Origin of the sequence: Streptomyces sp. CCM_MD2014, assembly GCF_000772045.1 — a bacterium.
GTDB lineage: Bacteria > Actinomycetota > Actinomycetes > Streptomycetales > Streptomycetaceae > Streptomyces > Streptomyces salinarius.
The window spans coordinates 239,065-252,068 of the sequence record NZ_CP009754.1 but is presented as its reverse complement, the minus strand read 5'-3'; the positions used below and the strand labels follow the sequence as shown (position 1 = coordinate 252,068).

Sequence of the window (13,004 nt, the reverse complement as noted above, 5' to 3'; positions counted from 1 at the left end):
GGTGTTCCGCCGTCAAGGTAGGAGACTTCCGCTTGGCATGTCCATACTTTGTCATCGCTGTGTTCAAAGTTCTGGGCTGTCAGCGGCCCCTGCGCACCCGGGCCGCCGCGCGGGCCTCCGCCGCCTTGCGCGCCTCGGAGCCCTTGCGCGACCCCTTGGCGGCGCGGCCCGGGCGGGTGCCCATCCCGCGGAAGGGCGCGTTGCCGCCCTCCTTGCCCCGGCCGGCCGGCGGGCGCTTCGCGCCGGTGAGGTCGGTGAGCTTCTGCTCGCCCGAGCGCACGGGCGTGACCGTCGGCCGGATCCCGGCCTCGGACATCATCCGGTTCACCTCGCGCCGCTGGTCGGGGGTGACCAGCGTGACCACGCTCCCCGCCCGGCCGGCGCGCGCCGTACGCCCGCCGCGATGCGTGTAGTCCTTGGCCTCGGCCGGCGGATCGACGTTGACGACGAGGTCGAGATCGTCGACGTGGATGCCCCGCGCCGCGACGTTGGTGGCCACCAGCACGGTGACCCCGCCCTCCGCGAACCGGGCGAGGGTGTGGGTGCGCTGCGGCTGCGGCTTGCCGCTGTGCAGGGCGGCCGCGGGCACCCCGGCGTCGCGCAGGTGCCGGGTGAAGCGGTCGACGCCCGCCCTGGTGTCCAGGAACATCAGCACCCGGCCGTCGCGGGCGGCGATCTCGGTCGCGGTCGCGTACTTGTCGGCGGGACGGACGAGCAGTACGTGGTGCTCCGTCGTCGTCACCGAGGCCGACGCCGGGTCGACCGAGACGAGGACCGGGTCGTGGAGGTGGTCGCGCACCAGCTGGTCGACGTCGTGGTCGAGAGTGGCCGAGAACAGCAGCCGCTGGCCGTCCGAGGGCACCTGTTCGAGGATGCCGGAGACCTGCGGCAGGAACCCCATGTCGCACATCTGGTCCGCCTCGTCCAGCACCGTGATCCGCACGCGGTTCAGGTGGCAGTCCCGGCGTGCCACCAGATCGGCCAGCCGTCCGGGCGTCGCGACGACCACTTCGGCGCCGGCGCGCAGCGCCTCCACCTGCCGGTTGACCGACAGGCCGCCGACGACCGTCGTCAGGCGCACGTCCAGTGCGCGCGCGTACGGCGTCAGCGCCTCGGTCACCTGCTGGGCCAGTTCCCGGGTCGACACCAGGACCAGGGCAAGGGGCCGCTTCGACTCCGCGCGCCGGCCGGCGGTCCTGGTGAGCAGGGGCAGCCCGAAGGCCAGCGTCTTGCCGGACCCGGTCCGCGCCCGGCCGAGGACGTCCCGCCCGGCCAGCGCGTCGGGCAGGGTCGCCGCCTGGATCGGGAACGGCTCCGTCACCCCGAGGCCGGTCATCGTCTCCACCAGCGCCGGTGGCAGCCCGAGGGCGTCGAAGGATGCGGTCGGCTTCGCGTTCATGGGGGGACCTTTCTGATCAGCCGCCCGGAACGCGACCGGGTCCGTACCCCTCGGTACGGACCCGGGCGCCTCAAAGCGTGGCGCCATTTTACCAGCGTGAGCCCCGGGACCGGTTCCACCAGCGTGGGCCCCGGGACCGGTCGGCCGAGCCGAGCGCCGTCCCGACGGCTCAGCGCGCTGCTTCCGACTCCGGCGGCGAGCCGCGCCGCGCCGCCCGGACGCGGCGGTGACTCCACACGAGCAGGGCGAACAGCACGATGCCGGAGATGATCAGACTCGCCCCGGTCGCCCATCCGGAGTACGGCAGTTCGGGAACGAGGGCCCACACCACCCCGGCGGCCAGGAGGAACAGGCCCACCAGCACCGAGCCCGCGATCCGCCATCCGGAGGCGACGCTCTCCTCCGCCGCGCGCATCGCCCGGACACGGACCGGGGCCACGAACCGGTCGAGGGCCGGAACGGCGCGTGCCAGCAGCACCACCCCGGCGAACACGAGCAGCAGGCCCGGCCCGGGCAGCACCAGCAGGGCGACGCCGATCAGCAGCAGGACGGCCCCGAGGACGCCGAGGGCAGTCCGCCGGATCGACTCGACACCCCGCGCCATGGCGCCCCACTCTCCTGCGGTCGGGAAAGGACTCCGCTTCCGTCGGCGTGCCCAACCTTAGGCAGCAATCGGCGCGCGGGCGATTCCGGCACATGCCCGCAGACGGGGGTCCCGCCAGGCGCCCGTGGGCCGTTCCGCCCGCCCTGTCCGTCAATGCCCCCTGTGTGACGGGCAGTTGTGGGAACGCCCCATCGACGTGCGAGGACTTCGCTGCTAGACCTGCACCACCCGTACCACCTGCACCCGCCTTACAAGGAGGAGCATGTGAGACCACGTCGCGCGGCCGTACGAACCGCATCGGCACTCGTCGCCGCCCTCGCCCTGACCGCCGGACTCGGCGGCCCCGCCGTCGCGGCGCACGAGGCGGAGGCCGGGCCGGCCGCCACCGGGACCGGCCCCGTCACGCACGAGCAGAACGACCGCGTTCCACAGGGCTCGGTCTGGACCCAGCACTACTTCCCGTCCTCCGACGGCTCCGGCACCCGGCTCCATGCCGACGTCCTGCTCCCCGAAGGGCTGAAGCGGAAGGAGAAGGTGCCGGTCATCCTGTCGATCGGCCCGTACTTCGCCCACGCGGGCCAGACCGGCCCCGAGGGCTGGACGCACACCGGGCCCTCCGCCCGCTTCCAGGACTTCATCGAGGGCACCGACCTCTTCGAACAGGGCTACGCCTTCGTCATGGTGGACCTGCGCGGCTTCGGCGGCTCCACCGGCTGCCTGGACTGGGGCGGACCCGGCGAACAGGCGGACGTGAAGGCCGCGATCGACTGGGCGTCGAAGCAGCCGTGGTCCACCGGCGCGGTCGGCATGTACGGCAAGTCGTACGACGCCGTCACCGGCCTCATCGGCAACAACCTGGACCAGCGCGCGCTCAAGGCCGTCGTGGCCCAGGAGCCCCTGTGGGACATGTACCAGTACATCTACTCCAACGGGGTGCCCCGCCCGAACGTGACCGGGACCGCCGGCGCGTACAACTCCATCGCCTCGATGCCCCCGATGGCGGACGACGATCCCCAGTACCGGGCCGCCGCGCGCTACGAGGAGAGTCACCCGGAGTGCCTGACGGAGAACTCGGCGGGCTACCGGATATCCGATCAGCGGGACGAGCACTGGACCTCCCGCGACCTGGCGAGGATGGCCAGGGGCAGCGACACGCCGCTCTTCGTCACGCAGGGCTTCATCGAGAACAACACCAAGCCCGAGGAGATGGAGGAGTACCTCGACAACCACCACGGCCCCGAGCGCGGCTGGCTCGGACAGTGGGATCACGTGCGCGGCGGCGACCGCGTCGAGGACGGACGCCTGGCCATGGGCCGCGAGGGCTGGTACGAGGAGACCCTCTCCTTCTACGACCAGTACCTGAAGGGCATCAGGCCGGCCGTGCGTTACCCGGCCTACGCCGTCGAGGACTCCACCGGCGCCTGGAGGGCCCAGCGCACGTGGCCCGTCGGCGAGAGGCCGGTCACCGTACCGCTCGGCGGCGGCTCCTACGTGGACGACGGCGGCGCGTCCGCCCGCGCGGCCCTGACCGCGTCCGGCAGCCCGGCACCGAAGGCGCCGCCGCAGCCGACCGGCCGGTGGGACATGGAGAACGCGCCCGCGACCGAGCAGCGGACCCCGCCCGGGCTGGCCGCGGAGGCGGCGAAGCGCCAGCGCGCCGGTGAGGTCGCCTCCAGCTTCTTCGTCTGGTCGAAGCCGCTGGCGAAGGACACCCGCGTCACCGGCACCCCGCAGGTGTCCCTGACGGCCCGCGGCGAGGGCAACGTCATGCTCAAGCTGTACGACGTCGCCCCCGACGGCACCGCCGTCATGTTCGACGAGCAGGTCTCCCTGGTGAAGCCCGGCCGGATGAGAGTCGACCTGAAGGCGACCGACTGGACCCTCGCCGCCGGGCACGTCCTGGCCGTGGAGATCGGATCCATCCAGACCGGTTCCTGGCGCGACACGCCCTCCGGCGAAACCGTCGAGGTGAGGGGAGCGAAGCTGCGCCTCGCCCTGGACGATCCGGCCGACGACGTCGCCACCCCCGGCGACCGGTCGCCGTACCTGGACACGTACCTGCGCCAGTACACGGTGAACCTGCCGGCCGGCCCGGGCACATTCTCGGTGGTTCCGGGCGGCCGGGCGTGACAAGCTGTGCTCCTGTTGTCCGAGCCCAGGAGGTCGTCATGACGGAAGAGTCTTCACCGCAGGCAGGTTCGGAACCGGCGGAGGGGGAGGGCGCCACGCTGACGCCCGGCGCCGACGGTCAGTACGACCTGAAGGACAAGTTCCGGCAGGCCCTGGAGCGCAAGCGCGGCAAACAGGCGGAGGCCGCGGCCCTCGCCGCCACCGCCGACGTGGCCAAGATCCGGGGTGCTCACGGCCCCGCGGCCAGCCAGCGCTCGTTCCGGCGCAAGAGCGGCTGAGGCCGCGCACGACCGCACCACGCAGGGCCCGGCCGTGTCGGCACGGCCGGGCCCTGTCCGTCACGGAAACCGACCGGACGGGGGAGTTCAAGCCCGGGCGGTCAGGTAGCCGCCCATGGAGGTGAAGTACTCCGTGGCGGCCAGCTCCCGTCCGTCCTCCGTGCGTACCCGCGTGACGGCGAGGCCGTGGTTGCGGCCCCGGCGCGCGTCGGCTCCGGCGACGATCACCACACCCTCGCCCTCGCGGTAGAAGATCCGGCCGGGCGTACCGCCGTAGCGGCCGTCGGAGACCACGGCGGCGAGGATTTCGAGGCGCCTGCCCCGGTGGAAGGTGAAGGCGCTGGGGTAGGGCTCGGACTGGGCCCGGACCAGGCGCTCCAGGTCCTCCGCCGGCCAGTTCCAGTCGATGCGGATGTCCTCGGCGGACCGCTTGTGGAAGAAGCTCGCCGCGGACCGGTCCTGCGGGGTGAACTCCGTCTGCCCGGCGGCGATCAGCCCGAGGGCGCCGATGGTGACCGGGGCGATCAGGTCGACGGTCTTGTGGAACAGGTCGGTGGCGGTGTCCGTCGGTCCGACCGGCACCGCCTCCTGGCGGACGATGTCCCCGGCGTCCAGCTCGTCGTTCATCATGTGCGCGGTGACGCCCACTTCGGTCTCTCCGTTGATCAGCGCCCAGATCAGCGGGGAGAACCCGGCGTACTTCGGCAGCAGCGAGTCGTGCACGTTCAGCGTGCCGTGGCGCGGCAGGCCGAAGATGCGCGGGGGGATCCAGGTCCGCCAGTTGTTGGCCACGATGATGTCCGGATCGGCCTCCTTGAGACGCTCGAACAGTTCGTCGTCGTCCGGACGGTTGCGGATCAGCACCGGGACGCCGTGCTCCTCGGCGAGGTCGGCGACGGAGTCGCTCCAGATCTTCTCGTACGCGTGCTCGCTCTTGGGATGCGTCACCACCAGGACCACGTCGTGTTCGGAGTCCAGCAGGGCTCGCAGGGTGCGGTGCCCCCAGGTCTGGTAGCCGAACATGACGACCCGCATGGGCGTTCCTCCTCGAGGCAGGGACTGACCCGGGCAGTTAAGCAAGCCTTACCTTAGTGCGCAACACCCGCACTGAAGGCGTCAGTTGGCTGGAATCGGACCCGTGTGCGCCCTATCGACAGCCGTATCTCATTAGCTTAGGCTCACCTAAGTTTCCGGCGCGCACGATGGGAGTGACATGTCACAGGTTCTTCCTGCTGACTCGACGCTGGTCCACGACCTCATTGGGATCGGCTTCGGGCCGTCCAATGTCGCCATGGCGATCGCGATCCGCGAACACGACGCACAGACCGGCGGGCAGGAGGCGCTCGACGCCCGCTTCTTCGAGCAGCAACCGCGCTTCGGCTGGCACCGCGGCATGCTGATCGACGACGCGACCATGCAGGTGTCCTTCCTCAAGGACCTGGTGACCCTGCGGAATCCGGCCAGCGAGTACAGCTTCCTCTGCTATCTGCAGAGCAAGGGGCGGCTGATCGACTTCATCAACCACAAGAACCTCTTCCCGCTGCGGGTCGAGTTCCACGACTACTTCGAGTGGGCCGCGGCCAAGGTCGACGACATGGTCTCCTATGGCCACGAGGTCGTCGGCGTCGCGCCCGTCGAGCGGGACGGAGCCGTGGACCACCTGGAGGTGACGGTCCGCTCGGGAGAGGGGCTCGAGGTCCACCGGGCGCGCAACCTCGTCGTCGGCACCGGGCTGCGTCCCCTCGTCCCGGAGGGAGTGGAGCGCGGCGACAGGGTCTGGCACAACTCCGAACTGCTCGCCAGAGTGGACGCGTTGGAGGGCACCTCGCCCTCCCGGTTCATCGTCGTCGGTGCCGGGCAGAGCGCCGCCGAGAACGTCGCCTACCTGCACCGCCGCTTCCCGCGGGCGGAAGTCTGCGCCGTCTTCGCCCGCTACGGCTACAGCCCCGCCGACGACAGCGCGTTCGCCAACCGCATCTTCGACCCGGCGGCGGTCGACGACTACTTCACCGCGCCCGGCAGCGTCAAACGCCGGCTCATGGACTACCACGGCAACACCAACTACTCCGTGGTGGACATCGATCTCATCGACGATCTGTACCGGCAGATGTACCGGGAGAAGGTCCTCGGCACCGAGCGGCTCCGCTTCCTCAACGTGTCCCGGCTCGGCGACGTCGAGGAGACGCCGGACCGGGTGCGCGCCACGGTGACCTCGCTGGTCACCGGCGAGGAGACCCGCTTGGACGCGGACGTCCTGGTCCTCGCCACCGGCTACGGCCCCGCCGACCCCCTCGGACTGCTCGGCCAGGTCGCCGACCGCTGTCTGCGCGACGACGAGGGCCGGGTCCGGGTCGAACGCGACTACCGGGTCGCCACGGACCCCGGTCTGCGCTGCGGCATCTATCTGCAGGGCGGCACGGAACACACGCACGGCATCACGTCGTCGCTGCTGTCCAACACCGCCGTCCGGGTCGGCGAGATCCTCGAGTCGCTCCTCGGGGGCCTCAAGTCCGCCTCCGACGAGGCCCGTACGGTCGCCGACGGGACCGGCACCGGCGCGCGTTAGTGTACGACGCCATGACCACGACTGCGGCCCAGCGCCCCGAGTCCCCGCCGAGAGGCCCAACCGAGGCCCGGCGACGTCGAGTTGCCGGACTGGGCGTGCTGGCGGCGCTCCTCGTGGTGGCGGCGGCGGCCTCGCTGGCGGTGGGAGCGCGTGCGCTCAGTCCCGCCGAGGTCTGGCACGGGCTGTTCGCGGCGCCCGAACCCGACCAGCGGCTCACCGAGATCCGGCTGATCGTGCGGACCGTGCGGGTGCCCCGCACGGTGCTCGCGGTCGTGGCCGGCGTCGCGCTGGGCGTCGCGGGGGCGCTGATCCAGGGGTACACGCGCAACCCCATCGCCGACACGGGGCTGTTGGGAGTGAACTCCGGTGCCTCGTTCGCCGTGGTGTCGGGGATCGCCGCCTTCGGCTTCACCAGCCCCTTCCAGTACGTCTGGTTCGGCTTCGCGGGCGCGGCGGTCGCCGGTGTCGTCGTGTTCGGGCTGTCGAGCATCGGCCGGGGCGCGGGCAACCCGCTCACGCTGGCGCTGGCCGGGCAGGGGGTCACGGTGTTCCTGGCGGCCATGACCACGGCGGTCGCGCTGACGGACAAGGCCTCGCTGAACGCGCTGCGATTCTGGAACGCGGGCTCGTTGACCGGTGTCGGCTTCGACGTGATCTGGCCCGTGTCCGCCTTCGTCGCCGCCGGGCTGCTGCCGGCACTGATCACGCTGCCCGCCGTCAACCTGCTCAACCTCGGCGACGACGTGGCCCGCGGACTCGGTGTGAACATCGCGCTGACCCGCACCGTGGGCATTGTCGCCATCACCCTGCTGGCCGGGGCGGCGACGGCGGCCTGCGGCCCCATCGCGTTCCTCGGGCTCATGGTGGCCCACGTCGCCCGGTACCTCACCGGTCCGGACTACCGCTGGCTGGTGCCGTACGCCGGGCTGCTCGGGGCCGTCGTGCTGCTGGTCTGCGACATCGTGGGGCGCCTGGTCGTACGGCCGGGGGAGCTGGACGCGGGCGTCGTCGTCTCGCTCCTCGGCGCACCGTTCTTCGCCGTCCTGGTGTGGCGCGGAAAGTTCAAGAACGCGTGAACGGGGCGGACATGAAGGCGAGCGGGACGGACACGGCAGCGGGCGTGGAGGCGGACGGACAGGCGTCGGTCCCGCCCGGTGTGCGGTTCGGCGGCGTGTCGTTCGTGTGGCGGCCCTGGGTCGCGGGCGTCACGCTCCTGCTCGCCGTGGCGGGCTTCCTGGTGTTCTGTCTCTCCATCGGCGTCGGGGACTTCCCCATCGGCCTGCCCCGGGTCGTCGCCACGATCCTCGGCCGGGGTGAGCAGGTCGACGAGTTCGTGATCATGGATCTGCGCATGCCCCGGGCCCTGGCGGGGCTCGTCGTGGGCGTCGCGCTCGGGGTGTCCGGCGCCCTCACCCAGTCGATCGCCCGCAACCCGCTGGCCAGCCCGGACGTCCTCGGCATCACCAGCGGTGCCGGAACGGTCGCGGTGTTCCTCGTGACGGTGTCGGGTGGTGTCGCGACGGCCGTCGTCGACTCCGTGGGCCTCTCGGCCGCGGCGCTCGCGGGCGGGCTCGGCACCGGTCTGCTGGTGTACTTCATGGCGTGGCGCCGCGGCATCGACGGCCTCCGGCTCATCCTCATCGGCATCTCGGTGAACGCCGTGATGCAGGCGATCACGACCTGGCTGCTGGTGACCGCCGACATCAGGGACGTGGCGCGGGCCCAGGCGTGGCTGGTCGGCTCGCTGGACGACCGGTCGTGGAGCGAGGTCCACGTCGCGCTGTGGTGCACGCTCGTCCTCCTGGCCGTCGTCACCTGTGTCGCCTTCCAGTTCAAGCCACTGCACTTCGGCGACGAGGTCGCCGCCGGGCTCGGCGTCCGGTACGGCGCGGTGCGGGCGGTCCTGCTGCTGTGCGCGGTGCTGCTGGCCGGCGTGGCGGTGAGTGCGGCCGGACCGGTGCCGTTCGTCGCGCTGGTGGCGCCGCAGGTGGCGATGCGGCTGGCACGCTGCCCGACGCCGCCCCTGGTCGCCTCCGGCCTGGTGGGGGCGCTGCTGCTGACCGGCTCGGACCTCGTCGCGCGCACCGCCCTGCCCGTCTCGCTGCCGGTCGGCGTGGTGACGGCGGCCATCGGCGGGCCCTTCCTGGTCTATCTGCTGGTGCGGGCCAACCGCAGATAGCTGGTACAAAGTAAGGTGAGCCTAATCGAGGGGGCCTTGTGGTCGTTCAGTCCATCACCGGGACCGAGACGGGAATTGACGGCACCTCACGGCTGGCGGCCCGGGGCGTCAGCGTCGGGTACGGGGCGCGGTCCGTCATCGACGGCCTGGATGTGGCGATCCCGCCCGGCGTGATCACCACCGTCATCGGACCGAACGGCTGCGGCAAGTCGACCCTGCTGCGGACCCTTTCCCGGCTGCTGCGGCCGACCAGCGGCACGGTGGTCCTGGACGGTGAGGACATCGCCGCGCTCAAAACCCGCGACGTCGCCAAGAAGCTCGGCCTGCTGCCCCAGGCGCCGGTGGCGCCGGAGGGCCTGACGGTGTCCGACCTGGTCGCCCGGGGCCGCCACCCGCACCAGAGCTGGCTGCGGCAGTGGTCGTCGGACGACGCCGACGTCGTACGGCGCGCACTGGCCATGACCGGCGTCGCCGACCTCGCGGACCGTCCGGTCGACTCGCTGTCCGGCGGACAGCGTCAGCGCGTGTGGATCTCGATGACCCTGGCCCAGGGCACCGACCTGCTGCTGCTCGACGAGCCGACCACGTATCTGGACCTGGCGCACGCGGTCGACGTGCTCGACCTGGTCGACGACCTGCACGAGTCCGGGTGCACCGTGGTCATGGTGCTGCACGATCTCAACCTGGCCACGCGCTACAGCGACAACCTCGTCGTCATGCGGGAGGGCGCGATCCTGGCCCAGGGACACCCGCGCGAGGTGATCACGGCCGACCTGCTGCACGAGGCGTTCGGGCTGCGCGCCAAGGTGATCGACGACCCGGTCGGGGACCGTCCGCTCATCGTGCCGATCGGGCGTACCCACGCCGAACTCGTGCGACCGGCACCGGAGTTGTCGCGGTGAGGGTAGGCTAACCTCACTCGGGCGCGGTAAGGTTTGCTGCCCTCAGGCGGGGCCCAGTGGACGGCGCGACAGCAAAGGGATCTCCGGATGCTCCTCAGAACGACGCGTATGAAGCCCTGGCGACGAATCGCGGCGGTCCTGTCGGCCGCCGCGCTCGGCGTCGGCCTCCTCGCGGGATGCGGCTCCGACTCGGACGGCCCGGCGGACAAGAGCGGCGGCGAAGCCCCGGCCGCCGCCGGTGCCTTCCCGGTCACCGTGGAGCACGCGTTCGGAACGACGAAGATCGAGGAGGCGCCCGAGCGGGTCGTCTCCGTCGGCTACACCGACGACCAGACCATCCTCGCCTTCGGCATCAAGCCCGTCGGCATGGTCGACCAGTACCCCAACCCGGCCGGCCAGAGCCCGGACATCAACACCCAGTGGCCCTGGGTGAAGGACAAGTGGGGCGACGCCAAGCCCGAGGTCATCATGGAGAACGGTGACTCGGGCCCCAACTACGAGAAGATCGCCGCCCTGCGCCCCGACCTGATCATCGCGGTCTACTCCGAGATCGACCGGGCCGCCTACGACAAGCTCTCCAAGATCGCGCCCACGGTGGGCCGCACCAAGGGCGAGAAGGAGCCGTTCAGCGCCCCGTGGCAGGACAACGCGCTGCACATCGCCAAGGCGCTCGGCAAGGCCGAGGAGGGCGAGAAGATGGTGGCCGACATCCAGGGCAAGCTGGACGCCGCCAAGCAGGCGCACCCGGAGTTCGCCGACCAGACCGCGGTCGTCCTGTCCTGGTACAAGGACTCGGTGGCTCCGTTCACCTCCACCGACGTACGCGGCCGGCTCGTGACCGGCATCGGGTTCAAGTACCAGACCGCGATCGACGAGGTCGCCGGCGGCGACTTCTACACCACGCTCTCGCCCGAGCGCGTCGACCTCGTCGACGTGGACCGCGTCTTCGTCATCAACGACAAGGCGGACCAGGACGCGCTGAAGAAGTTCGAGCTGTTCGCCAACCTGGACGCCGTCAAGAACGGCAAGGTCTCCTACCTGCTGGACAGCGAGGGCCCGGCGGTCGGCGCGGCCATCTCCCAGGGCACCCTGCTGTCCATGCCGTACGCCGTCGACGAACTCGTCAAGTCGGCCGGGCAGGTGTGAGCGTCGCCGGCCCCCGCGTCGCCGCGGCCCCGGCGGTCCTGCGCACGGCGACCGGACGCCAGGCCGGCCGCTGGGTCGCCGTCCACTGCCGCGAGATGCCGTGGCTGACGGCCGCCACGGTGCTCAGCACGGTGGCCGGAGCGGCGCTCCAGGTGCTCCCGGTGCTGCTGCTCGGCCGCGTGGTCGACGCGGTGGCCGGGGACGAGTCGCCGTCGGTCCTGGTCACCGTCGGAGCCCTGATGGCCGCTGCCGCGCTGCTCGGCGCGGCGGCGACCGCGGTGTCGACCTACCTGATCGGGCGGCTCGGCGCCGACCTGCTCGCCCGGCTGCGGGAGGGCGCGGTCCGCGCGGTGCTCGGCATGCCCAGTGCACGCGTGGAACAGGTGGGCCGCGGAGACGTGCTGTCCCGGGTCGGTGACGACGTCGCCGTGATCTCCAAGGGCATCCGCACGGCCGTCCCCACGGTGTTCTCCGCGGGCGTCCTCGTCGCCATCGCCACGGCCGGCATGTTCGGCCTCGACTGGCGGCTCGGTCTGGCGGGTGCCGGCGCGCTGCCCGCGTACGCGCTGGCCCTGCGCTGGTACCTGCCGAGGTCCGCGCCGCTGTACCGCGAGCAGCGGGCCGCCCAGGCCGACCGGGCGCAGGCCCTGATCAGCGGTCTGAACGGCATCGACACGGTCCGGGCCTACCGGCTGGAGGAGGCCTTCCGCGAGCGGGTCACCCGGGAGTCCTGGCGGGTGCGCGACCTCGGCATCGAGGTGTTCCGGTTCTTCGGCCGCTTCGTCGGCCGGGAGAACCGCGCCGAGTTCATCGGGCTGACCCTCATCATCGTGGTGGGCTACGCGCTGCTGGAGGCGGACGCCGCCACCCTGGGCGAGGTGTCGGCGGCCCCGCTGCTGTTCCACCGGCTCTTCACCCCCCTCGGCGCCATCATGTTCACCTTCGACGAGGCGCAGAAGTCGGGCGCGAGCCTGACCCGGCTGGTCGGCGTGCTGGGGGAGGACGCGGAGGACCGGCTGGTGGGCGACACGTCGGCCGGGACGGCGGCGGCCGGAGCGTACCCGGTGACCGTGCGGGGGCTGACGTTCACCTATCCGGGTGCCGAGGAACCGGTCCTCAGGGACGTCGACCTGACGATCCCCGCGGGCGGCTCGCTCGCCCTGGTGGGCGCCACCGGCGCCGGCAAGACGACGCTGGCCGCGCTGGTCGCGGGCATCGGGACCCCGCAGGCGGGATCGGTGTGCGTCGGGCCGACCGACCTGGCGGGACTGGACGAGGCCGGGGCGCGAGCCCTGGTGAGCATCCTGACCCAGGAAACGCACGTGTTCTCCGGGTCGCTCGCCGACGACCTGCGGCTGGCCGCGCCCGAGGCGAGTGACGCCGAACTCCTGGACGCCCTGCGCACCGTGGGTGCCGCCGGGTGGGCCGACACGCTGCCCGACGGGCTGGACACCCTGGTCGGGGAGGGCGGCGAGCGTCTGGACGGGACCAGGGTCGCGCAGGTCGCGCTGGCCCGGCTGGTGCTCGGCCGGACGCCGGTGGTGGTGCTCGACGAATCGACCGCGGAGGCGGGCAGCGAGGGCGCCGCAGAGCTGGAACGCGCGGTGCTGGCCGCGTGCGCGGGCCGCACCACGTTGTTCGTGGCACACCGCCTGACCCAGGCCATGGCCGCCGACCGGATCGCCGTCCTGGATGCCGGGCGAGTCGTCGAGGAGGGCACGCACGAGGAGTTGGTGGCTCTGGGCGGACGCTACGCACGGCTGTGGCGGGCCTGGCGGGAGGGCGGCCGGGCGGGGTAGT

Annotated in this window: 11 protein-coding genes; 8 read left to right on the top strand and 3 right to left on the bottom strand. The window is 71.9% G+C overall.

The window, feature by feature from the left end:
• Positions 1–79 precede the first annotated feature (79 nt).
• Both NI25_RS01135 and NI25_RS01130 read right to left on the bottom strand, forming a co-directional pair.
• Complete coding sequence (locus NI25_RS01135) at positions 80–1,399, bottom strand: DEAD/DEAH box helicase (RefSeq protein ID WP_061440607.1); 1,320 nt, start codon at positions 1,397–1,399, stop codon at positions 80–82.
• 169 nt (positions 1,400–1,568) lie between these two features.
• Positions 1,569–2,003, bottom strand: a complete 435-nt coding sequence (locus tag NI25_RS01130) for a PGPGW domain-containing protein (protein ID WP_061440606.1) — start codon at positions 2,001–2,003, stop codon at positions 1,569–1,571.
• A gap of 264 nt (positions 2,004–2,267) precedes the next feature.
• Between NI25_RS01130 and NI25_RS01125 the strand changes: the two genes are divergently transcribed.
• The gene (locus NI25_RS01125; RefSeq protein WP_061440605.1) at positions 2,268–4,133 is read left to right on the top strand and encodes a CocE/NonD family hydrolase; all 1,866 of its coding nucleotides are present in this window, start codon (positions 2,268–2,270) and stop codon (positions 4,131–4,133) included.
• A 38-nt stretch (positions 4,134–4,171) separates the two neighbouring features.
• Positions 4,172–4,411 (top strand): DUF5302 domain-containing protein, encoded by a 240-nt coding sequence (locus NI25_RS01120; RefSeq protein ID WP_061440604.1) that lies wholly within the window; start codon positions 4,172–4,174, stop codon positions 4,409–4,411.
• A gap of 87 nt (positions 4,412–4,498) precedes the next feature.
• Here NI25_RS01120 and NI25_RS01115 read toward each other — a convergent pair whose 3' ends face one another.
• The gene (locus tag NI25_RS01115; RefSeq protein ID WP_061440603.1) at positions 4,499–5,446 is read right to left on the bottom strand and encodes a methionyl-tRNA formyltransferase; all 948 of its coding nucleotides are present in this window, start codon (positions 5,444–5,446) and stop codon (positions 4,499–4,501) included.
• Positions 5,447–5,624: 178 nt separating this feature from the next.
• On the opposite strand from NI25_RS01115, the gene NI25_RS01110 reads away from it, so the two are divergent.
• From NI25_RS01110 to NI25_RS01085, 6 genes are all read left to right on the top strand, one after another.
• A complete protein-coding gene (locus NI25_RS01110) occupies positions 5,625–6,977 on the top strand; it encodes a lysine N(6)-hydroxylase/L-ornithine N(5)-oxygenase family protein (RefSeq protein WP_061440602.1) in 1,353 nt (450 codons plus the stop codon).
• A gap of 11 nt (positions 6,978–6,988) precedes the next feature.
• Positions 6,989–8,053, top strand: a complete 1,065-nt coding sequence (locus NI25_RS01105) for a FecCD family ABC transporter permease (RefSeq protein WP_061446688.1) — start codon at positions 6,989–6,991, stop codon at positions 8,051–8,053.
• 11 nt (positions 8,054–8,064) lie between these two features.
• Positions 8,065–9,156 (top strand): FecCD family ABC transporter permease, encoded by a 1,092-nt coding sequence (locus NI25_RS01100; RefSeq protein WP_199561082.1) that lies wholly within the window; start codon positions 8,065–8,067, stop codon positions 9,154–9,156.
• 38 nt (positions 9,157–9,194) lie between these two features.
• Complete coding sequence (locus tag NI25_RS01095) at positions 9,195–10,058, top strand: ABC transporter ATP-binding protein (protein ID WP_061440600.1); 864 nt, start codon at positions 9,195–9,197, stop codon at positions 10,056–10,058.
• A gap of 87 nt (positions 10,059–10,145) precedes the next feature.
• The gene (locus NI25_RS01090) at positions 10,146–11,204 is read left to right on the top strand and encodes an iron-siderophore ABC transporter substrate-binding protein (RefSeq protein ID WP_061440599.1); all 1,059 of its coding nucleotides are present in this window, start codon (positions 10,146–10,148) and stop codon (positions 11,202–11,204) included.
• Entirely contained in the window at positions 11,201–13,003 is a 1,803-nt protein-coding gene (locus NI25_RS01085; protein WP_061440598.1) for an ABC transporter ATP-binding protein, read from the top strand. The genes NI25_RS01090 and NI25_RS01085 overlap by 4 nt, the downstream gene beginning before the upstream one ends.
• Position 13,004: the final 1 nt, after the last annotated feature.